The organism is Snodgrassella communis (assembly GCF_914768045.1).
GTDB classification, from domain to species: Bacteria; Pseudomonadota; Gammaproteobacteria; order Burkholderiales; family Neisseriaceae; genus Snodgrassella; species Snodgrassella communis.
The window spans coordinates 132,904-158,547 of the sequence record NZ_CAJZCD010000002.1 but is presented as its reverse complement, the minus strand read 5'-3'; the positions used below and the strand labels follow the sequence as shown (position 1 = coordinate 158,547).

At 43.6% G+C, this 25,644-nt stretch carries 22 protein-coding genes; 17 read left to right on the top strand and 5 right to left on the bottom strand.

Going from position 1 to position 25,644, the window contains the following annotated elements; translation table 11 throughout:
* Window positions 1-20 precede the first annotated feature (20 nt).
* From MJ761_RS02760 to MJ761_RS02750, 3 genes are read right to left on the bottom strand one after another with little or no spacing between them, the layout of a single operon-like run.
* Window positions 21-1,148 carry an ABC transporter permease gene (locus MJ761_RS02760; RefSeq protein ID WP_093090587.1) on the bottom strand — a complete coding sequence of 376 codons (1,128 nt, stop codon included), beginning with the start codon at window positions 1,146-1,148 and terminating at the stop codon, window positions 21-23.
* Complete coding sequence (rbbA, locus tag MJ761_RS02755) at window positions 1,149-3,938, bottom strand: ribosome-associated ATPase/putative transporter RbbA (RefSeq protein ID WP_093090589.1); 2,790 nt, start codon at window positions 3,936-3,938, stop codon at window positions 1,149-1,151. It abuts the gene before it with no gap.
* 1 nt (window position 3,939) lies between these two features.
* Window positions 3,940-4,938, bottom strand: coding sequence for an HlyD family secretion protein (locus MJ761_RS02750; protein WP_093090591.1), 999 nt, complete (start codon window positions 4,936-4,938; stop codon window positions 3,940-3,942).
* 251 nt (window positions 4,939-5,189) lie between these two features.
* On the opposite strand from MJ761_RS02750, the gene MJ761_RS02745 reads away from it, so the two are divergent.
* From MJ761_RS02745 to MJ761_RS02700, 10 genes are all read left to right on the top strand, one after another.
* Complete coding sequence (locus MJ761_RS02745; protein WP_093090593.1) at window positions 5,190-6,047, top strand: chorismate mutase; 858 nt, start codon at window positions 5,190-5,192, stop codon at window positions 6,045-6,047.
* A 390-nt stretch (window positions 6,048-6,437) separates the two neighbouring features.
* Window positions 6,438-8,210, top strand: a complete 1,773-nt coding sequence (ilvB, locus tag MJ761_RS02740; protein WP_093090595.1) for a biosynthetic-type acetolactate synthase large subunit — start codon at window positions 6,438-6,440, stop codon at window positions 8,208-8,210.
* Window positions 8,207-8,698 (top strand): acetolactate synthase small subunit, encoded by a 492-nt coding sequence (gene ilvN, locus MJ761_RS02735; RefSeq protein ID WP_093090597.1) that lies wholly within the window; start codon window positions 8,207-8,209, stop codon window positions 8,696-8,698. Before ilvB ends, ilvN begins: the two co-directional genes overlap by 4 nt.
* An 84-nt stretch (window positions 8,699-8,782) precedes the next feature.
* Window positions 8,783-9,799: a ketol-acid reductoisomerase gene (gene ilvC / locus MJ761_RS02730; protein ID WP_037490844.1), complete on the top strand. Its 1,017-nt coding sequence runs from the start codon at window positions 8,783-8,785 to the stop codon at window positions 9,797-9,799.
* An 87-nt stretch (window positions 9,800-9,886) separates the two neighbouring features.
* Window positions 9,887-11,227, top strand: coding sequence for an MFS transporter (locus MJ761_RS02725; protein WP_093090599.1), 1,341 nt, complete (start codon window positions 9,887-9,889; stop codon window positions 11,225-11,227).
* Window positions 11,228-11,354: 127 nt separating this feature from the next.
* Window positions 11,355-11,801, top strand: a complete 447-nt coding sequence (smpB, locus tag MJ761_RS02720; protein ID WP_037405662.1) for an SsrA-binding protein SmpB — start codon at window positions 11,355-11,357, stop codon at window positions 11,799-11,801.
* 255 nt (window positions 11,802-12,056) lie between these two features.
* Window positions 12,057-12,311 (top strand): hypothetical protein, encoded by a 255-nt coding sequence (locus MJ761_RS02715; RefSeq protein ID WP_093090601.1) that lies wholly within the window; start codon window positions 12,057-12,059, stop codon window positions 12,309-12,311.
* Between the two features lie 801 nt (window positions 12,312-13,112).
* Entirely contained in the window at window positions 13,113-14,678 is a 1,566-nt protein-coding gene (gene guaA, locus MJ761_RS02710; protein WP_093090603.1) for a glutamine-hydrolyzing GMP synthase, read from the top strand.
* Between the two features lie 487 nt (window positions 14,679-15,165).
* A complete protein-coding gene (locus MJ761_RS02705; RefSeq protein WP_093090605.1) occupies window positions 15,166-16,362 on the top strand; it encodes an MFS transporter in 1,197 nt (398 codons plus the stop codon).
* A 135-nt stretch (window positions 16,363-16,497) separates the two neighbouring features.
* Entirely contained in the window at window positions 16,498-17,469 is a 972-nt protein-coding gene (locus MJ761_RS02700) for an alpha/beta hydrolase (RefSeq protein ID WP_202806157.1), read from the top strand.
* Between the two features lie 62 nt (window positions 17,470-17,531).
* Here MJ761_RS02700 and MJ761_RS02695 read toward each other — a convergent pair whose 3' ends face one another.
* A complete protein-coding gene (locus MJ761_RS02695) occupies window positions 17,532-18,410 on the bottom strand; it encodes a LysR family transcriptional regulator (protein WP_093090607.1) in 879 nt (292 codons plus the stop codon).
* Window positions 18,411-18,704: 294 nt separating this feature from the next.
* Between MJ761_RS02695 and MJ761_RS10850 the strand changes: the two genes are divergently transcribed.
* The 3 genes from MJ761_RS10850 (at window position 18,705) to MJ761_RS02685 (ending at window position 20,092) form a co-directional block, all read left to right on the top strand.
* Window positions 18,705-18,836, top strand: a complete 132-nt coding sequence (locus tag MJ761_RS10850) for a hypothetical protein (protein WP_255356333.1) — start codon at window positions 18,705-18,707, stop codon at window positions 18,834-18,836.
* A 591-nt stretch (window positions 18,837-19,427) separates the two neighbouring features.
* Window positions 19,428-19,667, top strand: coding sequence for a hypothetical protein (locus MJ761_RS02690; RefSeq protein ID WP_093090609.1), 240 nt, complete (start codon window positions 19,428-19,430; stop codon window positions 19,665-19,667).
* Window positions 19,668-19,840: 173 nt separating this feature from the next.
* The gene (locus MJ761_RS02685) at window positions 19,841-20,092 is read left to right on the top strand and encodes a hypothetical protein (RefSeq protein ID WP_093090611.1); all 252 of its coding nucleotides are present in this window, start codon (window positions 19,841-19,843) and stop codon (window positions 20,090-20,092) included.
* A gap of 85 nt (window positions 20,093-20,177) precedes the next feature.
* On the opposite strand, the gene MJ761_RS02680 is transcribed toward MJ761_RS02685, so the two are convergent.
* Window positions 20,178-20,372 (bottom strand): CsbD family protein, encoded by a 195-nt coding sequence (locus tag MJ761_RS02680; RefSeq protein WP_037405673.1) that lies wholly within the window; start codon window positions 20,370-20,372, stop codon window positions 20,178-20,180.
* 394 nt (window positions 20,373-20,766) lie between these two features.
* Between MJ761_RS02680 and MJ761_RS02675 the strand changes: the two genes are divergently transcribed.
* The 4 genes from MJ761_RS02675 (at window position 20,767) to MJ761_RS02660 (ending at window position 25,599) form a co-directional block, all read left to right on the top strand.
* Window positions 20,767-23,028, top strand: a complete 2,262-nt coding sequence (locus tag MJ761_RS02675; RefSeq protein ID WP_093090613.1) for a tetratricopeptide repeat protein — start codon at window positions 20,767-20,769, stop codon at window positions 23,026-23,028.
* A gap of 173 nt (window positions 23,029-23,201) precedes the next feature.
* The gene (gene dusA, locus MJ761_RS02670; RefSeq protein ID WP_093090615.1) at window positions 23,202-24,275 is read left to right on the top strand and encodes a tRNA dihydrouridine(20/20a) synthase DusA; all 1,074 of its coding nucleotides are present in this window, start codon (window positions 23,202-23,204) and stop codon (window positions 24,273-24,275) included.
* A gap of 35 nt (window positions 24,276-24,310) precedes the next feature.
* Window positions 24,311-25,105, top strand: a complete 795-nt coding sequence (locus MJ761_RS02665; RefSeq protein WP_093090834.1) for a thymidylate synthase — start codon at window positions 24,311-24,313, stop codon at window positions 25,103-25,105.
* Window positions 25,102-25,599 carry a dihydrofolate reductase gene (locus tag MJ761_RS02660; RefSeq protein WP_093090617.1) on the top strand — a complete coding sequence of 166 codons (498 nt, stop codon included), beginning with the start codon at window positions 25,102-25,104 and terminating at the stop codon, window positions 25,597-25,599. Before MJ761_RS02665 ends, MJ761_RS02660 begins: the two co-directional genes overlap by 4 nt.
* Window positions 25,600-25,644: the final 45 nt, after the last annotated feature.

Below are 25,644 nucleotides of genomic sequence, written 5' to 3'. Positions count from 1 at the left end.
CCGAAAGTTTGGCACAATCATTATGAATGCTGCGCCAGCATGCCACGAAAGCGCGACAAAGCCAAAGCCAGAAACAACGCACCCATGATTGTCATCATAATAATTTTCGGCCAGACGATATTCAGCCCAGCTTGGCGAAACAGCACATCCTGACTAAACTGAGTAAACTGAGTTTCTGGTGATAGCCAAGTTATATACTGAAAAAAAGCCGGCATACTTTCCAGTGGTGATTCTGAACCAGAAAGCAAACGCATTACCACATATATCGGCAAACACAGCAAACCGAATTGCGGCATGGTTGGTGCCAGCGTTGCAAACCAGATTCCCAGCGAAGCCACCGAAAACAGATAAATCAGCATCCCCAGACTAAACAAAGACACTGAACCATTAATCGGAATATTCAGCCAGCCCTCTATTACCAGCCACAGCGAAAGCAGCGAAGCAACCGAAATCACCGCGCCATTGGCAAAAATCTTGGCCATCACAATTTCACTGGGATGTACCGGCATCACCAGCAGCTGCTCAATCGTTCCGTGTTCACGTTCACGGATTACCGCTGCTCCAACCAGAATAATCGCCAGTAAAGTCAGATTCGATACCACATTCATCGTAGCGATAAACCATGAGGATTCACCATTGGGATTAAACTGGATATTTAGCACCGGCGTAACCGGCGAAAACTCAGTTGCTACAGGCTGACGTAAAAACCCACGTGTCTGAGTATCAATAATCTGGCTTAAATAATTAAAGCCAATACCAGCCTGCGTTACCGAAGTAGCATCAGCCAGTACCTGAATGGTAGGTGAACGCCCTGCCACTACATCACGTTCAAAATTAGCCGGAATATCCAATACAAATACATAATCACCCTTATCCATAGCCGCATCAATTTCCTCGCGCTTCACCTCGACCGGAGGTTTGAAGTACGGTTCCAGCAAAGAATCACGGATTCGGTAAGACAGAACACTGTGATCAGCATCCATTACCGCCACAGAAGCATGACGTACTTCCGTAGAAATACTGGTGGCCACTGAATATATCGCTACAGACAATACCACCACCATTAAGGCAATCAGTACCACATCGCTCAGCAGACTTTTCAGTTCTTTAATGCTCAGTACCCATACATTTTTAAACCATTGCAGCATTTATACCTCCTGCTTTTTCAACAAGCAGCCGGCCAGAAATACATACACCAGACAAAATGCCAGCAGTATCAGATAGTAGTTAATAAAATCCAGAAAACCCAAACCTTTGGTAAAACCGCCCAGACTGATTAACTGATACCATGCAGTGGGAAAACTCCAGCCAAACCAGTAATTCACACCAGTTAGCGTAGATAAAGGATAAAGCAAACCGGAAAAATTCAGTGCCGGAATCAATGACAAGATCGCGGAGCCAAAAATCGCAGCTACCTGAGACTTAACAAAACTGGAAATAAGTAAACCAAACGCTGTGGCTGCACAAATCAGCGCCAGTGCCCCCAGACTCATGGCAAAGAAACTGCCACGTACCGGTACACCCAGTACCACTACAGCCAGCCACACCAGAATCAGATAGCTGATAAAGGAAACAAAAACATAGGGTATCTGCTTGCCAATCAGAAACTGCCTTACCGAAGCCGGAGATGTATACAGATTGGTAATTGAGCCAATTTCCCGCTCACGCACCACACCCAGCGCTGTCATCATAACGGGTATCAGCATCATTGCCATCATAATCATACCGGGTGTTATCGCAAAAATACTTTTAAAATCCTGATTGTATAAATAGCGCGGTGCAATCTGCGCATTAGGCTGAAGTGAAATCGGCAAGCCTTTTTGCGCCCACTGAACCGTAGCATAGCGATTCAATATCACCAGAATAAAACTTTTAATATTCTCCGCCATAAACGGCATGGTACCATCTACATAAAACCCCACTTCCGGCTTATCACCACGCATTAAATCACGGCCAAAATGCGGTGGAATATCAATAACCAGTCTGGCTTGCGAAATTTTCAACGTTTGATCAACTTCACTGGCATTGTGCAGATTGCCAGTAAAAGTAAAATAACGCGAACCACGAAAATGTTCGATTAAAGCACGGCTTTCCACAGTCTGATCACGATCTAATACCGCAAACTTGACATGCTCCACATCAAAAGATACTGACCACGCAGCCATCATCATCAAAACAACCGGTCCGAACAAAGCAAAAAACAGGCGGATTTTATCGCGCAACAATTCCTTACCTTCACGTACAGCAAAAGTCCATACCGTCTGTAGCCAATAATTCAGACCATCAACATTCATTGCTTTAGCAGCAGACTGCGTCAACCCCGCTTCCTGTGGCTGATTATCCTTAGCTACTGCTGGCTGATTAGATTGATTTTTATCTACTGCTTCCTGCAAATAATCAATAAATGCAGTTTCCAGATCATCTGTATCCTTGTTGGCACATAGCTCCGCTGGTGAACCAATAGCCAGCACTCGTCCCTGATGCATAAACGATATCCGGTCGCAGCGTTGTGCCTCATTCATAAAATGCGTGGACACAAAAATAGTGGTGCGGTTATTCCTTGATAAATCAAGCAGATGATGCCAGAACATATCTCTGGCCACCGGATCAACCCCTGATGTAGGCTCGTCCAGTATCAATACCTGAGGATGATGCAGACAGGCTGCAGCCAGTTGCAAACGCTGCCGGATACCCAAAGGCAGCTCACTTGGCTGAATATCAGCAAACTCAACCAGATCAAACTGTTGTAAAGATTGCTGCACCGAATGCACAATCTGCGCCGCATCCATGCGATATAAACGGGCAGACAAAACCAGATTCTGCCGAACAGTTAATTCCTCATATAAAGAAAACGACTGCGACATGTATCCAATTTTCATGCGCGTCGTCATATCATCGGCATTAACCGTGTGTCCAAGCAGCTGAGCCGTACCCGAGCTGGCGTCGAGCAGACCAGTGAGCATTTTCATGGTGGTTGATTTACCGCAACCATTCGAGCCCAAAAAGCCAAAAATTTCGCCACGCTCAATCGTAAAACTCACATTATTTACTGCAACAAAATCCCCGAAACGCTTAGTTAAATCTCTTGCCTCAATTGCCGGTGGCGAATCCTTATCGGGTACAAACGGCGTCAACTTTAAGCTGCCGGCCTTATCCTGTTTTGACTCAGGCAGCATTTTCACATAAGCCTGTTCCAGCGTATCCGTATGCGTCTCTTCCAGAACCTGCTGCGTTGGTGCATTAACAATCAGGCGGCCATCATCCATCGCCAGCAAATATTCAAAGCGCTTGGCTTCATCAAAATAGGCAGTGGCCACAATAACCGTCATATCCGGATTTTCCTGCCGCAATTCATCAATCAGCTGCCAGAACTGCCGTCGAGATAAAGGATCAACTCCAGTAGTTGGTTCATCCAGAATCAACAATTCAGGATTATGAACCAGCGCACAACACAAACTTAACTTCTGCTTCATCCCGCCCGACAGCTTACCAGCCTGCCGGTCGGCAAAGGGTGTCAGCCCCGTAGCCTGCAATAACCGTGTAATACGCTCATGCCGCATCGCTCCGCGCAAACCGAATAAACGTGCATGGAAATCAACATTTTCATTAACCGATAACGTCGGATACAGATTCTGCCCGAGACCCTGCGGCATAAATGCAATACGGTGACTTAACAACTGACGGCTGTGCTTATTCGCCATATTGTCACCAAAAACCAGCACCTCGCCCTGCTGAATAATCTTCACACCAGCAATCAGCGACAATAGCGTCGACTTACCTACTCCGTCCGGTCCAATCAAACCCACAGTCGCACAGCGCCGGATTTGCAGCGACACATCGCGCAAAGCTTCCGTCTGCCGGTACTGATGGGACACATGGCGTAAATCAACAGCCCAGTTTTCTCCTGTGCCAGCCTGCGCTTTGGCAGTACTATCCATCTCAGACACCTTTGGCGGGTTGTTTCACACTGGGTAGATTAACCTGCCACTGCTGCGGCCACGCCTTACTATTATCAAAACGGATATAGCCATTACCCGTTAAGCCGCCCTTGAGCAAACCACTATATTGCAACGCAACCTGTGGTGGAATTTTCAGCTTAACCTTATACATCAGCTTTTGCCGCTCATTCAGCGTTTCCACAAACTTGGGCGTGAATTGGGCATTGGAATCAATAAAATCAACTTTTGCCGGCCAGACAGCATTCATCCCGTCCAGAACAATCCGTGCTTCATCGCCAAGCTTAAGCTTACCAATAGTATCCGTAGGCAAATACACTGACAGCGTTACATCAGTTGGGTCCAGCAGCGACACAACCTTACTGCCTTCGCCCAGCACATTACCGGCTTCAGCAATACGGTACTCAACCCTGCCGGCTTTAGGCGCCCGAATCAGCATATCGTTGTTTGCGGAAGAAGTAGCATCAATTTGCGCCTGCGCCTGTTTCACCGCTGCCTGTGCCTCAGCGCGCGCCGCCTGCGCCGCTTTAACTTTAGCAATAGCCGCATCGCGGTCAGCCAAACGCCGGCGTAATTCCGGCGAAGATACCAGCTCATCTGATCTGAGCTGGCGCGTATTATCCAGATCCATCTGTGCAACTTTATGTGCCTGTTGCTGAGCAGCAATTTCCGCCTCTGCTTTAGCTACATTTTCCTGTGCGCGTTGTTTATCTGCACGCGCAGCCGCCAGCTTACTACTGGTCTGATCAGATGAAAGTTCAGCCAAAACCTGATTCTTGGCTACCATATCCCCCTCATCCACTTTCATTTCCACTACTCGGCCAGAATATAAAGTAGCCACATCCAGCCGTTTTAACTCCATGCGACCATTGCCGCCAGCAAAACCATCTGGTAAAGATGTATGGCTGCGCATATTAACCCACACCGCCAACCCCACCAATGCCAGCACCACCAACACAAACAACAGTCTTCTTGTTTTCATTTATCCGTCCCTGAGTGAACTGTTTTTACTGATTTCGCGTCACGAAATTCGCCAAACTTTTCTCACCCAAGTTAACACATAAAATATATACCCTATTTATCGATAACAATAGTTTACTATCACTGTTGTACAGTTACCATAATCACCGACAGCTTAAATTGAAAGACTGATTCCTGATCCATATCAAGCAGTACTTGTCAGCATCCTGATTTTTTCTGACAATCAGCAAACCGCTTTCAAGGATTACCGACATGATTATCGTAATGCAGCGTCAGGCAACAGCAGCCCAAATCAACAACGTTATTACCTTTATCCGCCAGCGCGGATTGCATGAACACATATCACACGGCGAAGAACGTACCATTATCGGTGCAGTCGGTGATGAAAGAGTATTCGAACCCCGTGAGCTTGAAGCCCTAGCCGGCGTAGAAAAAGCATTACGCATCCTACAGGACTGGCGCATCATCAGCCGCGAAACACAACAACAGGACACCATCATCACCGTTCGCGGCCAGCAGTTTGGCGGACAGCAATGTCAGCTAGTTGCCACAATGACCAGTTCACAACTGCCAGAAAGCACCAACATATTTATCGACCCCTTCTATCAAGCAGCATCACCCTATACACCACCATTACAGCACAGCATCAACATGCAGCAACAGATTAAACAGGCACATCAGGCTAATAAATCTGTTTGGTTACGAATCAGAGATGTACGCCAGCTCGAACCGGCCTTACAGGCAGAAGCAGATATTATCTATCTGGGGGGAGAATTAATGTCTAACCGTACCTTACTCAACGAAGTGGGCTGTCTGAACATCCCAGTAGTACTGTGTAAAGACAAACATCATCAAGTTGATGACTGGCTGATTGCAGCGGAGCACATCGCCCTTAAGGGCAACCACCATCTGATGCTTGGCGAAGCCGGAACATTAAGTCTGGAGAGAAACGCCCCATACCGGCTCGACGTCGAAGCCATTGTTAAAGCCAGACAAATTACCCATCTGCCCATTGTTGCTAATATTTCCCACCTTGCCCATGCTTATATGAATAGCGCAACACTTATGCAACTGGCACAGGCAGCAGGAGCACACATTGTCATCTATTAACTGGACAATAAGTCTAAAATCCTATAATTATCAAAAACATATAATTTATTCAAATTTAGACAAATAAGCACAGAAAAGCATCAAAATTTGTCTAAATTTAGCATTTTATTTCCCAAATACGAAAAAAAAGAGCATAAAATAAATCAAAGCAAGTATAAAAGTAACATTTTTTCTGAAATTAGCACTTGCTTAACATCTATACCTGCTTTATTGTAAAGACTCATTTAGCTAACCCAAACTTGCTAATCCGACTACCGGACACAGAACCAAGAGTTCATCACAATAAGTGCATTCGCGTACCTTAAATCGCTGTTTACATTTATTAAATCTTACCGGATGAAGATGCATTGGTAACGTGTCAGTCGGACTACTAGAACATAAGAGGTTGATATGCAACTTTCAGGTGCACAAATACTCGTGCAGAGTCTCAAGGCCGAAAATGTAGAATATGTTTTCGGTTATCCCGGCGGAGCAGTTCTCGAAATTTACGACGCCATTTTTCAATTAAAAAAATTTCGCCACATACTTGTCAGACACGAACAGGCCGCAGTACACGCTGCCGATGCCTATTCACGTGCCAGCAATGGTGAAAAAATCGGTGTAGCACTGGTTACTTCCGGCCCGGGCGCCACCAATGCCATTACCGGCATTGCCACCGCCAACTCCGATTCAGTGCCCCTCGTAGTCATTTCCGGTCAGGTTGGCACACCGGCCATAGGTTCCGATGCCTTTCAGGAAGTAGATACCGTTGGCATTTCCCGCCCGTGCGTTAAACATAATTTTCTGGTAACACACATCAGCGAACTGGCCGAGACCGTAAAAAAAGCATTCCAGCTAGCCCGTACCGGAAGACCCGGAGTAGTGGTTATCGATGTACCCAAAGATGTTACTCAAGCAATGGCAAAATTCAGCTATCCGCAGGATGACATCAACATCCGCTCCTATCAGCCGGTTATCCACGGACATACTGGCCAGATTAAAAAAGCAGCACAGGTAATGGCTGCGGCAAAACGCCCGATTATCCTGTTTGGCGGCGGTGTAGTACTGGGTAACGCCAGCAATATCCTCACCGATTTAATCCAGTCTACCGGCATCCCCTGTGTATCCACCCTGATGGGACTGGGCGCATTCCCCAGCACTAATCGTCAGTTTCTGGGTATGGTAGGTATGCATGGCTGCTACGAAGGCAATCTGGCCTTACAAAATGCAGATGTCGTACTGGCCGTGGGCGCACGCTTTGACGACCGCGTTATCTCTGTAGCAGATAAATTTACCGATGATGGCAAAAAAATCATCCATATCGATATTGACCCGTCCAGCATTGCCAAACGCGTGAAAGTAGACGTGCCGATTGTTGGAGATGTAAAAAACGTCCTTGCTGATTTACTCGCCCTGTGGCAGAAGCAAAATCTGGCTTTCAACAGCAACGCACTGGAAAGATGGTGGAAAACCATTGAAAACTGGCGCAGCCATAACAGCTTGTGGTTTGAAAACACCGACGAATACATCAAGCCACAGCAAGTAATACAGGCACTGGCCAAAATTACCAACAATAATGCCCTCATTACCTCCGATGTCGGCCAGCACCAGATGTTTACTGCACAGTATTACCCCTTTCAGCGGCCTCGCCAATGGCTCAACTCTGGCGGACTAGGCACAATGGGCGTCGGTTTGCCCTATGCCATGGGTGCCAAATTAGCCAGACCAGAGGAAGACGTATTCTGCATTACCGGTGAAGGTTCCATCCAAATGAACATACAGGAACTGTCTACCTGTTATCAGTATCGCCTGCCCATCAAAATAATCAACCTGAATAACGGCTTTCTCGGCATGGTTCGCCAGTGGCAGGAGTTGTACTACGACAACCGCTACTCCGAAACCTATATGGATTCACTGCCCGACTTCGTCAAACTGGCAGAAGCCTATGGCCACGTAGGCATTCGAGTTGAAAAAACAGCCGATATAGAAAGTGCCCTCAAAGAAGCCATTGCCCTCAAAGACCGGCTAGTATTTATGGATTTCATTACCGATCGTACCCAGAATGTCTATCCAATGGTTGGCAATGGCAAAGGTCTGGATGAAATGGTTTTACCACCACATATGAATACAACCCAAGCTGCCGCTGGCAGCGACCGTGAACAGAATAGCCGGAGTGCATCATGAGACACATTTTATCTATTCTGATGGAAAATCAATCCGGAGCCATGAGTCGTATCGTAGGGCTATTTTCAGCTCGAGCCTACAACATCGATTCACTGTCTGTATCACCCACAGAAGACAAAACCCTTTCACGTATGACAATCGTTACCAGCGGTAGCGATCTAGTCATGGAACAGATAACCAAACAGCTGAACAAACTGATTGAAGTTATCAAAGTAATCGACCTCAATGACAGCCAATACGTCGAACGCGAATTAATGCTCGTTAAACTGCGTGCCACCGGCAAAGATCGCGATGAAATATTGCGTCTGGTTGATATTTTCCGCGGTCATATTATCGATGTTACCGATAAAACCTACACCGTAGAAATCACCGGCACCAGTAACAAACTCGACGCATTTCTGGATACCGTAGGTAAAACACTGATTCTGGAAACCGTCCGCACTGGAGCCGCCGGCATAGGCCGTGGTGAGCGCATGTTGCGTATTTAATCAGACATTCTGACAACATAACTGGCTTCACGCCATACCAAAAACCTGATTTTAAAATCAAAGTATTAAACCAAAGGAATAACCATGCAAGTTTATTATGATAAAGACGCCGACCTGTCATTAATCAAAGGCAAAACCGTAGCCATTATTGGTTATGGTTCACAAGGCCATGCTCATGCCGCCAACCTGAAAGATTCAGGTGTTAACGTAATTGTAGGCTTACGCAAAAATGGTAACTCATGGCACAAAGCAGAAAATGCCGGCCATGACGTACGCGAAGTTGCTGAAGCAACCAAAGCAGCTGATGTAGTCATGATTCTTACCCCGGATGAATTTCAGCCGGCAGTATATGTAAACGAAATTGCCCCCAATCTGAAAGACAATGCCACCGTAGCTTTTGCCCATGGCTTCAATATTCATTACAACCAGATTATTCCCGCCAAAAATCTGGACGTAGTCATGATTGCGCCCAAAGGCCCCGGCCATACCGTACGCAGTGAATTTCTCAAAGGTGGCGGTGTACCTAGCCTGATTGCCGTGCATCAGGATGCAAGCGGCCGCGCCCGTGACATTGCCCTGTCCTACGCAGCAGCCAACGGTGGTACCAAAGGCGGCGTTATCCAGACCACATTCAAAGAAGAAACCGAAACCGACCTTTTCGGCGAACAGGCCGTATTATGTGGCGGGCTGGTTGAATTAATCAAAACCGGTTTTGAAACACTAGTAGAAGCCGGCTATGCTCCCGAAATGGCTTACTTTGAATGTCTGCATGAAATGAAATTAATCGTAGACTTAATTTACGAAGGTGGCATTGCCAACATGAACTACTCCATTTCCAACAATGCAGAATATGGCGAATACTTCACCGGCCCGCAAGTAGTGAATGAACATTCACGTCAGGCAATGCGCGAAGCATTAAAACGCATTCAAAACGGCGATTATGCCAAATCCTTTATCGTGGAAGGTGCTACCAACTACCCGTCCATGACTGCCCGTCGTCGTCAGAATGCTGAGCATCCGATCGAAATCATCGGTAACCAGTTACGCAGCATGATGCCATGGATTGCCAAAAACAAACTGGTTGATCAGGATAAAAACTAGTTTAACTACCTAAGTTTGCTTGTACCAGAAAAGCTTGTGTATGCAACTTCATATACAAGCTTTTTCAACCACGAACTCAAAATAATTATGACAAACACACCCGCATCGCAGTCCGAATCTGCACCTCAAATCACCCAAAATTCCCCTACTAAAGTTGCCGTTGCCAGCTTGGTGGGTACAGCCGTAGAATTTTACGACTTCTATATATACGGCTTGGCCGCTGCACTGGTACTGGATACCCTGTTTTTTACAAACAAGGATCCGGCACTTGCCGTCATGCACTCATTTCTGACCTTCGGCATCGCCTTTATCGCCCGCCCCATTGGAGCAGCACTATTCGGCCATTTTGGCGATAAAGTCGGCCGCAAAACCACCCTGATTGCATCCTTACTGATAATGGGTATCAGCACTACCCTGATTGGCTTTCTGCCAACCTACCAACAAGCTGGTATCTTTGCACCAGTCTGTTTATGCATCCTGCGCTTCTGTCAGGGACTTGGGTTGGGTGGCGAATGGGGTGGTGCCGCCTTACTGGCTACCGAAAATGCACCCAAAGGCAAACGCGCCCTCTTCGCCATGTTTCCACAAATCGGACCTCCTATCGGCTTTATTACCGCGAGCCTGATATTTATTATCCTGTCTAAAAGCCTGAGCAACGAACAAATGATGGCTTGGGGCTGGCGTATTCCCTTTCTGCTGAGCATAGTACTAGTTGGCCTCGGCATGTATGTACGCATGTCCATCATTGAAAGCAATGCCTTTCGCAGCATGGTTGCCAAACAGAATGCAGTAAAAGTGCCACTGGCTGATACCGTCCGTAAGCATTACAAACAGCTTATCCTTGGTTCACTGGCGGCCATGTCATGCTTTACCCTGTTTTTTCTGTCTACAGTATTTTCCCTGCAATATGCCACCACACAGCATCCATGGCAAAGCGCACCATTGTTTAACAAAATTGATTACCTATTCATCCTGATGGGTGCCATAGTATTTATGGCTTTAGGCTCGCCTGTCTCAGCATGGCTTTCCGATAAAATCGGTCGCCGTCCAATATTTTTAATTGGTGGCATCCTAACCGTCACAATCGGTTATTTCTACGGTGATTTAATCAATTGTAACAGCACAACTGTCGCAGCCATCTTTCTGTCCTTTTCTTTATTCGTTATGGGCATTCTATGGACACCACTGGCAGCGTATTTACCGGAAATATTTCCTACCAACGTACGTTATACCGGTGCGGCCATATCATTCAGCTTTGGCGGCATCTTGGGCGGTTCACTCACACCCTTTACCGCCGCATGGCTAGTTAAAGAATACAGCTTACAAGGCACCGTGTACGTTGGCTGGTTTTTGATCGCCTCCTGCGTGCTCAGCATGCTAGCCGTCCTGCTATTGCCTGAAACCCACCGTCAGGAAATTGACAACTGAAGCAAATAAGAAACCGATTAATCCAATCGGTTTTTTATTTATTCGCCACATTCAACCGTAATCTGTCTCCATTACCCATTCTTTCTGCTAAAATAGACACAAAAATACAGCGTAGCAGAAAACTAATATGAGCATCATCAACAATAAAAAAGCCTTTCACGATTACTTTATAGAAGAACAGATAGAAGCCGGCATCGTGCTGGAAGGCTGGGAAGTCAAAGCCATTCGTGCTGGCCGGGTGCAAATCAAAGAAAGCTATATCCAGTGGAAAAAAGGTGCTTTCTACCTAGTTGGCAGCCACATCACCGCATTACCCACCGCTTCCAATCACGTTAAACCTGATCCAGTACGTCAGCGGAAACTTCTACTGAAACAGTCCGAAATCAACAAACTGATTGGTAAAGTAGAACGCAGTGGCTATACCCTCGTTCCCGTCAACATGCATTACAGCCATGGCTACGTCAAAATCGACATGGGCTTAGCCAAAGGGAAAAAACAGCACGACAAACGCCAGAGCAGCAAAGAAAAAGACTGGAACCGCGAAAAACAACGGCTAATGAAACAGGCTCGCTAACTCATGCCAAATCAAAAAATATTAAAAAGGGAAATTGATGTTTTTCAATTTCCTTTTTTAATAGAATTCAGATACCTGTTAATCCACCTATGCATAAAATAACAGCCACATAGAAAACATACCCAACTCAAAACAAAATTAAAAAGTACATCTTTTCAATATATAACTACACAAAACCTGTTAAAATATATTACACATAAAACTTAAAAGTACAACATAACCATTGTTTTCAAAAACAAAAAAGAGAAATTAGCGATGAAAAAAACTGCTTTTCTTTTAGGACTGCTAATATTAAACGGCTGCATAACAGTCAACGGAGATTACCGTCTCATTGCTCAGGATGAAAATGGTAAAGATTTATTACCTAAAATGAAATTGCTGGCACATGGCACAGGCATCTACACCGTTAAAAATTCCCTATGTGCATCCTTTCCCAAAGCCACTATTCGTATTTACGATCTTCACACCAACCAAGAACTAAAGGGCGAAAGTCCGCGTAAATGCCGATAAATCCGGCTTCATTAGCAATGCACTAGAGAAATATTTCCTCTTCAACAACTAATAGCGAGACTTTAATTGAAAAAATAACATCCAGCAAAAGCATAAGCTATCAACCAAAAAACTTAAAAATCATACAGAAATAGCAATGCAATTCTAAAGCATATGCAAAAAATTATCCGTTTTTGCCAGCGAGAGTGCCTTAACATCCCTACTTTGCAGACTACCAATCCCAATCAATGATAGTGATTGCAGCGTAGTAATTTTTTATTAGCAGCAATAGGTACCATCATATCCTTAAACTATATAAAAACAAACGGCGCAGCATCAAACCAATTCATTTCACGCCCAAGGCTATTTACGTAGAAACACCAAAATAAATATCTGCTATCTAGAATCAGTTACCTATATTCAAAAAATTCACAACAGGTATCGCAACACCATAGCCATTGAGTTCAGCACAAACTTTACCACCAACCCCATCATAAACCCAAAAGCTCACCCCTCTATCAATTTTGAAAAAAAATATTTGATACAAAATGTTACAACCATCATAGCCAGTTTATCAACATTCTGAAATCTCTGGCACAAAACCGAAAAGAGAAACTGATAAAAGCCATAATAGTATTCAACTCACAAAACAGCAAAACCGAATAACAGCATCTATAAAATAAACACATAAATCATATTAGCCAGCCAGACAACCTATTCTTCACAATACTAATCTTCCACATACAGAGCACTTGCAGAAATAAAAGCAGAAAAGTGTTAAAATAACTCGCTTCATACTCAAACACCTGTCAAGAGCCTAGCATGAATCAGGATAAAATTTTAATTCTCGATTTTGGTTCACAAGTAACCCAGCTTATCGCCCGGCGCGTACGTGAAGCTCATGTTTACTGTGAATTACATTCATTCGATATGCCCATTGCCGACATCAAGGCATTCGCCCCCAAAGGCATTATCCTGTCTGGTGGCCCCAATTCAGTATACGAATCAGACTATCAGGCCAATCCGGAAATCCTTAATCTGGGTATCCCCATTCTTGGCATCTGCTATGGCATGCAATGGCTGGCACACACCATGGGTGGTGAAGTCAGCGGTGGCGACCAGCGCGAATTCGGTTATGCTCAGGTGCATACAGAAGACAGCCAGTTTACCAATGGTATTTTCGACAACCAGCCCAACACACTGGATGTATGGATGAGCCACGGCGACAAAGTAAGCAAACTGCCAGCAGGCTTCAAAAGCATTGGCCACACCCCTAGCTGTCCTTACGCCATCATCGAAAACCCACAAAAACACTTCTATGGCGTACAGTTTCACCCCGAAGTTACCCATACCAAACAGGGACGCGAATTAATCAACCGCTTTGTACTGGACATCTGTCAGGCCAAACCAAGCTGGACAATGCCTAACTACATCGAAGAAGCCATTACCAAAATTCGCGAACAGGTTGGCACCGATGAAGTTATCCTCGGCCTTTCCGGTGGCGTGGATTCTTCCGTAGCCGCTGCCCTGATTCACCGCGCCATCGGTGACCAGCTCACCTGCGTTTTCGTTGATCATGGCCTGTTGCGCTATCAGGAAGCGCAAATGGTTATGGACATGTTCGGCAAAAACCTTGGCGTAAACGTAATTCACGTCGATGCTTCTGTCGATTTCCTCGAAAAACTCGCCGGCGAAACCGATCCCGAACGCAAACGCAAAATCATCGGTGCCGAATTTGTCGAAGTCTTCCAGCGTGAAGCCGGCAAACGGCAAAATGCCAAATGGCTGGCACAAGGCACCATCTACCCTGATGTAATTGAAAGCGCCGGTGCCAAAACCAAAAAAGCACATGCCATCAAAAGCCATCACAACGTAGGCGGCCTGCCGGAAACTCTAAACCTGCAACTACTGGAACCACTGCGCGACCTCTTCAAAGACGAAGTACGCGAACTAGGCGTCGCACTGGGACTACCACGAGACATGGTATATCGCCATCCCTTCCCCGGCCCCGGTCTGGGCGTGCGTATTCTGGGCGAAGTTAAACGCGAATATGCCGACTTACTGCGCCGTGCCGACCACATCTTTATCGAAGAACTGCGTAACACCTGTGATGAAGATGGCCTATCCTGGTACGACAAAACCAGTCAGGCATTTGCCGTTTTCCTGCCGGTAAAATCCGTAGGCGTTATGGGCGACGGACGCACCTATGAATATGTAGTGGCATTACGCGCCGTGATTACCAGCGATTTCATGACTGCCCACTGGGCACACCTGCCTTACGACTTACTCGGCCGCGTTTCCAACCGCATCATCAACGAAGTTCGCGGCATCAACCGCGTGGTTTACGATGTCAGCGGCAAACCACCCGCTACCATTGAGTGGGAATAACGCACCACACACAACATTAACGCAATTCAAAAAGCCTTGTTCATACAAGGCTTTTTCTTTTTCAGCATCCTATCGTCCCAAAACCCTGCTTATTCCAGCCACCAGCAATAAAAAACACATATTCAGAAAAATAACAGCAATATTTTCATTCTTAACCTTACTTCCAATCACAAACTGATTGAAACATCTTTCACACCTTCACTAACTTATCTTAGCCAGCTAACGCCAGCATTTACTCCTCTCTCCCAAGCAAATTTCAGTACAAATCATCCATAAAAAAATTATCTAACCATGCTTTTCAGGCATCAATAGCCATAAAATATAAGTATTTTACATAGTAATTCTAGCTACTTATACTGTTTAAAACAGCGTAAAAGTAGCAATCGTAGAATAAAACAGACAATAAAACAGCGTGAATGCCTACACAATTGCCAAAAAACCAATACCACATCAATTGCACAAAGCAAATAACGGAGATTGAGCAATAATGCAGCAGCAAACCCATCAGCCACCAGCAACAGCACACTGGTTTGCCGTTTTCTCATTATTTATGGGCGTTACCAGCCTCATCAGCGCCGAATTTGTCCCGATTAGCCTGCTTACACCAATAGCTAAATCTCTGAACATCACCGAAGGCATGGCTGGGCAAACAGTTAGCGCAGTAGGTATTTTTGCCGTAATAGCCAGCCTCTTCCTTTCATCCGTAGCCAAAACCACCAACAGACGCACAGTTTTATTAATCATGTCGGCCATGCTCATAGGAGCAAATACATTAATTGCCTTTGCCCCGAACTATATACTGCTGCTTATCGGACGCTGCATATTGGGATTATGTGTCGGCAGTTTCTGGTCATTAGCATCCGCCGTCACCATACAACTGGTACCGGAAAAGGATATTTCGCGCGCACTCAGCATTGTCTACGCCGGCGTATCCGTGGCCACCATCATTTCTCTGCCATTGGCCAGTTATCTGGGCAACATCATCGGCTGGAGAAGCATCTTCCTGCTCACCGCACTTCTAGGTGTTGCCGCATTTATCTGCCAACTCCTCACATTACCCGCCCTGCCGGCACAAGCAGATAGCAACTTCAAACAAATGCTCTTACTCTTAAAACAGCCATGGGTTGCCACCGGAATGCTGGCCACCATCTTCAGCTATGGCGGCTATCATATTTTCTTCACCTACCTAAGACCCTTTCTGCAACATACCCTAGCCCTGCCAGCTAATACCTTATCCATATTGTTACTGATTTTCGGAAGCGGCAATTTTGCCGGCACCATTGTCGCCGGATGGATAATGCATAAACACTTTAAACCGGCCATGATAATCAGCCACATCATTTTATTCATTCTGGCCGTTACATTACTGTTCAGCCACAACAATCCGGCTACCGAATCAGCACTTATCGTTGCATGGGGTTTCATGTTTGGTTTTCTACCTGTCGGCTGGTCAACATGGATAGCCATTACATTGGCCAACAAAGCCGAAATAATGGGTGGCCTGTCTGTGGCCGCCATACAATTTGCCATCGGTTTAGCTGCGGCCATAGGCGGCATCATCTATGACCATCAGAGCATACAAGGAATTTTCTTAAGTTCAGCACTAATTTTTATCGCAGCACTACTACTCATCAAAACCAGCTTTGCACAACATACCCGCACAACAGCCAAACCCTTTTCATAAATTATTTTTCACCCTATTCAACAAAGAAAGTTGCAAATCATGCAAAACATCAGCCTTTATCTCAAAAAGAAAATTTTCATAACCATATGTCTCAGTTTTTTCGGACTGTTTTCCCCACTATCAATCGGAGCCAATATGTCAAACCACGCAGATAACTTTTATCAAAGCAAACAAGTAACCATGCACAAAGTCAGCTTTCTCAATCAGTATAAAATGAAAGTGGCTGGCAACCTGTTTACACCGAAAACATTAGCAGCAAACACCAAATACCCGGCCATCATTGTCGGCCACCCCATGGGCGCAGTAAAAGAACAAAGCGCCAATTTATACGCCACCAAAATGGCCGAACAGGGCTTTGTCACACTGGCAATCGACTTATCATACTGGGGAGAAAGCGAAGGACAACCACGCAATGCCGTATTGCCCGACATGTACAGCGAGGATTTCAGTGCCGCCGTCGATTTTTTAAGTACCCAGCCTTTTGTTGACCGCAACAACATAGGCGTAATCGGCATTTGTGGCAGCGGCAGTTTTGCCATCAGCGCCGCCAAAATCGATCCACGTTTCAAAGCCATTGCCACAGTCAGCATGTACGACATGGGGGCCGCAAGTCGCAATGGCCTCAATCATTCACTCACCCTGCAACAAAGAAAACAAATCATACAGCAGGCAGCACAACAGCGTGACATAGAATTTACCGGCGGACAAACCTTATATACCGGCGGTACCATTAATAAAGGGCAAATTACCGCCAAAGACAGCCCGATTGCCCATGAATTTTATGATTTTTACCGCACCGCACGTGGTGAATTTACCCCGGCAGGCTCACAACCGGAATTAACCACCCATCCCACCCTGACCAGCAGCCCCAAATTCATGAACTTCTACCCCTTCAACGACATAGAAACCATCTCTCCGCGGCCATTATTATTTATCACCGGTGATAAAGCCCATTCCAAAGAATTCAGCGAAGATGCTTACCGCCGTGCAGCCGAGCCTAAAGAGCTTTACTATGTCAAAAATGCCGGCCATGTTGATCTGTACGACCGCGTTGACCTGATACCATTTAACAAACTTACCTCATTCTTCAAGGCAAATCTGCACTAAAACCACCTCATAAATATTTATAACCTGCACATTAAGCATCGCTTATAAGTGCAGGTATAGCCTTACAAAATACCTGCTTTCAAGCGTTGTAAAAACAGAGTAGAAACCCGCGAAAATAACTGATATCTTTTCCAGACAACATTCACATCAACTTCCAGTAGCGGCTCCAACGGTCTGAAACAGAGCCTACTTTCCCCACTAGTATTAACCAGCTTGTCCAGACACAGCGCATAGCCCACATTCTGCTCCACCAGCAACGCCGCATTAAAAATCAGATTATACGTAGCAACCACATCAAGCTTGTCATAATCCCTTTTGATCCATCTGGCGATACCGTCACTCACATACTTCTGTCTCGACATAATCAGTGGCAAATCCCATAAATCTTCCGGTCGGATAAAATCACGCTCAGCCAGCTCATCATCCTTTCTCATCAATACCCCCCATTTATCTTTCTGTGGCAAACACAAAGATTCATAATTCTCCAGATGAACAGGATCAATCAATACCCCGAAATCCAGTAAACCCTTATCAATCCGTTCCGTCACATCATTCGCATTACCACTATAAATATGAATACGAACATGCGGATAATCCAACTGCATCGCCTTAATCACCTTTACTACCGGCCTTAAAGCGTCTGTTTCACCACAGCCAATATAAATATCACCACTAAGCGTTTTATCAGACTGATGAAATTCAGCTTCAGTTTTGTGTACCAGATCAAGAATTTCCTCAGCACGCTGGCGCAAATGCATACCTTCTTCTGTCAGCATAATCTTCCGGCTGCCCCGGATAAACAGCTTACTTCCCAGCTTCTCTTCCAGCTCCATAAGCTGGCGCGACAGCGTTGGCTGAGTAATATGCAAATAATCGGCCGCAGCAGTCACACTTTCCTGTCTGGCCAGCGCCAGAAAATAACGTAAAACCTTAATATCCACCCGTTCACCCCTCCCAACCAGACAGCCAAAATATGCCGTCTGGACAAAATATCTAATTCAGCATAACTACTCAGTATTAACTTAATATTTAACCAGCAATCAATCTTATCTATCAAAAATCAGCCTACCACATAATCACATTGCAACCACATCAGCTTAAAATCAAACCCGACTATCCTGACAAAATGATTCAGCAAAGTCATTTCCCATTCTCAATCACCACTTTACAAAGAAAACCAGCCACAACCCTTATTCTTCGCCGATACAAGCCCGATTTTTAGCCAGAGCAATAAAATGCGCCCAACACCAGCTTTAACAGCACAACTAAGCGTAGACAGACTACTGGCGACTAAGCAGAATCATTTACAACAGTTTTTTCTAGCCATTGTATTGCCAGCAGGTACCGATGCGTTGCAGGCTAACTAATAAAATTCAGCCTCTATCAACTTAGCACCTTCCCTGCCCGCCAATTTGCCTTGCAGATGGCTTGCAACTGCATACAGACCAAACCCAAGTACGCCTAAGCACCAAATATTGATAATATCCCGTACAAAACATACAGCATACTTCTTAACTAAATCAGCAGCGCCATAGACCGATGCTTATTTTTTTACTACTGGGATTATTGGGTTTCATTGCTGCATTTATTCTGGCCTTTATCCCGCCCGCCATACGGCACTGCCTGATTGGGACAAAAGCAGTTTGCAACAATTATTCACCTTACACACTTAAAATTCGTACATATGATTGCTTCTGCGGCCATCATCGCCCATTTTGCAACCTTACTCATATAGAAGTTTTTTGGCCAAACAAATAGCCATCACTACCAACCAGATTGCCATTTATCGGTTGGCATTTACAGTCGTTGGTGTGATTGGCAATCTGTTAATCAATGCACACAAATTTCAAAATAAATCCCACTCTAAATCAATATAACCTTTGACAAAAAATAACTTCTTATTTTAAAGTTAAATCACGTAAACATAAATCAATCTCTAACTAAGCGTAAATTTGAAAATGGATATTATTTCAATAATCAAATCTTTAATATTTATATTTTCTTTGAGTTGTATCCGTGAATTTTTCTCACAACAATTTCTTCCGTCTGAAGACGATATGAAAAAAATTTCAGAGTACTTAAAAACAACCAGAAAAGAGCTTAATGATAAAAATGCCAGCCCCATGGAAAGAAAGCTGGCATTAATGTCAATACCCTATTTAAAGTATCTGGATTTAAGCCAAATAGATTTTTGGTAAGAAAATCATAGTGATGATATAGAGCTTTTATTCAATCTTTATGTGGCACAAGGAGTTCACCATAAAGGCCTCAGACGAGTTATATGGAATAAAAACGATTTAAATTATTGTTATCATAATCCCTTTTCACTGAAAAACAAAAGCAAAAAAAAAAATTACGGCTAAAAAGACTTATGAGCAGCACAGCATGGTCAATTATTTTTATATTCATTCTGGCCATATTGCTAACACTAATGCTATCTATTTTGAGTTCAAGTATCGGTCCATCAATATTTTCTTATGCTTTTGGTACTATGATTGGAATCGATCTGATTTTTATCAGCTTAATCCTGTATCGTAATCGAATTGTTATGGATGCCACTGAAAAAATCATTAATCAATATCCAGATTTAATAAAAGGATTAGATCTGGAGGAGCAGAAATAAATTGACGATAAACCATCAATTAAAATATTTAAGCCCATCACCAAAAAGCCGCTCTTATTGAGCGGCTTATTTATCATTTCAGATATTAATCCTGAAGTTTTTTCTTAATCGAATCAACAGCGCCATCTATCGCATTAGACATATCGTGAACGGCGTCTTTTACACCACCAACAGCCTTGTCTACCATACCCTCAGACTGAGTTTTAGTATCACCAACTACCTTACCAACGTTTTCTTTTACTTCGCCTTTAGCTTTATCAACGAATCCATTGTCACTCATAACCATCTCCATTCTGTTTGTTTACTGTTTACAACAGCATTAAATTAAACTACTGCTAAATTCTTATCCTTCAAAAACTTATCATAGAGAGACAATCAATCGCCTGCAATGGTTAAAGCCCACTTTTGCAGCTAATTACAAATATCATTGCAAAATAAGCAAATCATACAATTAATTAACCTAAACAAACACTTATCCATAACTACATATTAATAATCGCCGCGCTACAGTGCTTTTTCTCAGGCAAGATAAAACCTGCTACCTCAACAATAGTTATATGGAGTTTTATTTAAGACGGTTTTTAAATATAATTATTTGTTAAATTTAAACAAGATAAGTCAATAACCTAAAGTACAGTAACAAAAACCTGAAACCCGCTAAAACAGGATTAGTAATGGAAAATAATGATATTGATGCGTTAATTAAGCAATACCGTCAAATTACACGTAATGATGGGAATGAAAAATATGCAGATGCCCAATTTGGATTAGGGTTTATCTACGATGATATAAAACACGATTATGATCAGGCTGAAGCTTATTATTTAAACATCACCAGAGAAGATTGTCCCGAGGCTTATGCTAATGCCCAATTTAATTTAGGACTCCTTTATATAAAAATAAAATACGATTATGATAAGGCTGAAGCTTGTTACTTAAATATCATCAGAGAAAACTGTCCTGATGCTTATGCTCATGCGCAATTAAACTTAGGAAATATTTATAGTGAAATTAAAGGCCATTATGATAAGGCTGAAGCTTGTTATTCAAATATTATCAGAGAAGACAGTCCTGAAGCTTATGCTAAAGCTCAATTTAATTTAGGACTTCTTTTTGATGAAATAAAAGGCGATTACGATAAGGCTGAAGTCTGTTATTCAAACATCACTAGAGAAGATAGTTCTGAAATCTATGCTCGTGCTCAATTATGTTTAGGACTTCTTTATCATGAAATAAAACACGATTATGATAAGGCTGAAGTCTGTTATTTAAATATCACCAGAGAAGACTATCTTGATAGTTTTACTACAGCTCAACTTAATTTAGGATTTTTATATACTGATATAAAACCCGACTATGCTAAAGCCGAAGCCTGTTACTCAAATATCACCAGAGAAGACCATCCTGATAATTATGCTAATGCCCAGTTTAATTTAGGATTTTTTTACTATAATAAAAAACACGATTATGATAAGGCTGAAGCCTGCTGGATAAATATCATCAGAGAGGACAGTCCTGAAGCTTATGCTCGAGCTCAATTTAATTTGGGTTTTATTTATGAATATAAGAAAAATAATTTGGTTAAAGCCATTGAGTCTTATTCAAATATTTTAGAAAGTGACTATCAGGAAGCTTATTCTAAAGCTCAGTACCAGCTAGCTAATATTTATTTTTTTCATAAAAACGACAGCAATAAAGCCCGAGATTATTATAATAAAATCAAATATTGCAGTTCTACGTCTTATATTTATGTTTCCACCAGAGTAATATCAGAACTAATTGATACTAATTCCAACCTTATTTCAAATAAAGAGGATTTAAAAGAATCAATTCTTGCTAATATTAAAAATATTTGTACGTCAGTTAATGATATAAAAAATAGATTATTAGTTTCTTTCAATCTAAACAACTCACCTGATGCTGACACAGAGGTAAAGGAGCCGGAACGGCGCGTTGCCCATTATACCAAGCCGGCAGTCTTGTTTAATCTGCTTAAAGGAGACAATCCCAGTAAGTTTCGGATGAATATCGTCGATTTTATGAATGATCCCAGTGAAAATCAGGTATTAACCAACTGGCTGAATATCACTAATAATTCGGATAATGAAATCAAAAGTTTTTTAGCCAGTTTTTCTTTTAATCATAATTCTTTAAACCAGTTCCGTTTATATGGTAATGAAGATAATATCTCTGGCTCCGGCGTGAGTATTGCTTTTAATCAGAATTTTTTTGGTCTGGATACAGAACGCAGTATCAGTAATGAAATAGCACTAGTAGGCAGCATTAAGCCTATTATGTCCATCGACAATAAACAAATAAAACTTGAAACTATACAAACAGAAAATAAAAGTAACGATACACTTCATCCTCTGCCTTTATATCGTTGCCTGTATTTTGACCCAAAAACTGAATATATGGCTTTAGCCAAACGCAATAAACAATCGTTTTCTCTGGAAATGTATAGTGAAGAAAACAAAACTTTTGACATAGACGCCAAATGGGAAAATTATATTGAAAAATTAGAAGAAGAAAAAAGAATAAAAGAAATTCGCAAAGAGTTAAAAAACATAAAAGATTTAATGGAAGAGCTTTTAGAAAATGCAGTATTGCAAAAGATATCCAATCTGGAGCAATTGCTTAGTTTGGCCGTCTTACCCATTTCCTGTCTGATAAAGCATGCCGCCTTTGAAGACGAAGATGAATGCCGTATGATTTATATTACTCATATTGCAGATGATAAGATTGTAGAACCACAGGATTACCAGTATGCTAATAGTTTGTATGTTGAATACACTAATGTAGAAAATTATATTGATAATATTTATTTAGGCCCGCAGTGTAAATTACAGCATAAATTATGGCTGCAAAATCATTTCAAGAAAAAACTGCAAGGAAAACAAATCAAGCTGATTAAATCTGAAATGCCGCTGCGTTAAACTGCATAAATAATTAGAGATTGATGCAAAGATTCATTTTTAACACGCAGCAAAGGCAAGCTGCTTAGTTAAGCCATGTATAATCTAGCTTTATGAGAAAATGATTAGAGTGAATGGCTGAGCTGAGTTTCTGGCTCAGCTTGATTTCACTGATGTTTTAAGAATGCTGGATTATGCAAGAAAATAAACGGTTAAGCAGTACAGATGTTTCTGTGCAAGGTGGTGGTTGTCAGCCTGATAACAGCCCTCAGCCGAAAAGAACCTTGTCTGTGGCACCCATGCTGGACTTAACAGACAGGCACTACCGCTACATGGCCAGACTGATTACCAGAAACGCATGGCTGTATACGGAAATGATTAATGCCAATGCAATCATTCATGGTAATAGCGATAAATTACTGGCTTATCACCCGCAGGAGCAGCCTGTTGCTTTGCAGCTAGGCGGCAGTGATCCCGCAGCTTTGGCGCAGGCAGCAAAAATTGCCGCCGGTTATGCTTACAATGAAATCAATCTGAACTGTGGCTGCCCCAGCCCGCGGGTACAGCAAGGTGCTTTTGGTGCCTGTCTGATGCGCGAAGTCACACTGGTAGCGCAATGCCTGAATGCGATGCAGGATGCTGTATCCATTCCGGTAACCATCAAGCACCGCATCGGACTGGATAAGGAAACAGCCTACCAGCCGCTGGCCGATTTTGTGGGTACATTACGCGAGCAAACAGCCTGCCGTATTTTTATTGTGCATGCGCGCAATGCATGGCTGGAGGGTTTATCCCCCAAAGATAATCGTGATATTCCGCCGCTGCGTTATGATTACGTTTATCGTCTGAAACAGGAATTTCCTGATCTGGAAATTATTCTTAATGGTGGCGTTACCACCAATGAACAAATCAGCCAGCATCTGCAATATGTGGATGGTGTGATGGTTGGGCGCGAGGCTTATCATAATCCGATGCTGATGCGCAGTTGGGATGCTGAATTTTATGGCAGCAGGCAGCCTGCCATTGAATACGAGGCACTGGTTGAGCAGTTAATCAACTATACGCAACAGCAACTGACCAAGCCAGATCATTCTTTACGCCATATGGCACGGCATTATCTGGGGCTGATGCACGGGCTGCAAGGTGCACGCCAGTGGCGGCGCATGTTATCCGACGCTGCATTGTTAAAAAATAACAATGCCAGCCTGATTACCGCAGCATGGCAGGCGGTGAAAAACAGCAGCATCAGCCAGTCTGTATCAATTTAAGCTACAATTGCCCTATTTTGTATTGGATAATCCGCATGCAACAGTATCTTGATTTAATGCAACACGTGCTCGACCACGGTGTAGATAAGGCAGACCGTACCGGCACTGGTACCCGCTCGGTATTCGGCTATCAGATGCGCTTTAATCTGGCTGATGGCTTTCCTGTACTCACCACCAAAAAGCTGCACTTACGTTCCATTATTTACGAACTACTGTGGTTTTTACGTGGGGATACCAATATCCACTACTTGCATGAGCACAATGTTTCCATCTGGGATGAGTGGGCCGATGCCGATGGCAATCTGGGCCCAGTATATGGGTATCAGTGGCGTAGCTGGCCTGCGCCGGATGGCCGCCATATCGACCAGATAAGCAATCTGCTGCAACAGATTAAAACCAATCCGGACAGCCGCCGCCTGATTGTTTCGGCGTGGAATCCGGCATTAGTAGATGAAATGGCTTTGCCTCCCTGCCATGCACTGTTTCAGTTTTACGTCGCCGAAGGCAAACTGTCGTGCCAGCTTTATCAGCGTAGTGCGGATATTTTTCTGGGCGTACCATTTAATATTGCCAGCTATGCTTTGCTGACAATGATGATTGCTCAGGTATGTGATTTAAAGGTAGGTGAGTTCATTCATACACTGGGCGATGCTCATCTGTACAGCAATCACTTCGAACAGGCAAAGCTGCAATTAAGCCGCAGCCCGAAAAAACTGCCGCAAATGCACCTTAATCCCGAGATTAAAGACCTGTTTTCATTCCAGTTTGAAGATTTCACACTTTCTGATTATCATCCAGATGCCCATATTAAAGCCCCAGTAGCAGTATGAATAAACACAACAAAATTACCTTAGTTGCCGCACTGTCTGATAACAACTGTATCGGTGAAAACAACCGTATACCTTGGCACGTACCTGAAGATTTTGAATTTTTTAAAAATTACACCATGGGTAAGCCCGTGGTGATGGGGCGCAAAACCTGGGAGTCACTGCCGAAGAAACCGCTGCCGGGGCGGCCAAACTATGTTATTAGCCGGCAACAAGAGCAGCAATTCAGCGGGGCTATTTTGTGTCACAGTATCGAAGAGGCGATTCAGCAACTGGCGGATTGCCCGGAAATCATCATTATGGGCGGAGCGCAAATTTACGCTCAGGCAATGCCGCTGGCCACTGATTTGCGCTTAACCAGAATTCATGTGAGCGTTATGGGTGACACCTTTTTTCCAGCAATTAATGTCAATGAATGGCAGCAAACAGAAAGCAGCAGTCATATCAGCAGTAAAAATAATATTGCTTATGATTTGCAGCATTTTGTACGACGCTGAGCTTTTATCTAAAGATTTTTCTTGATAGCCAGTTTGATTCAGCCT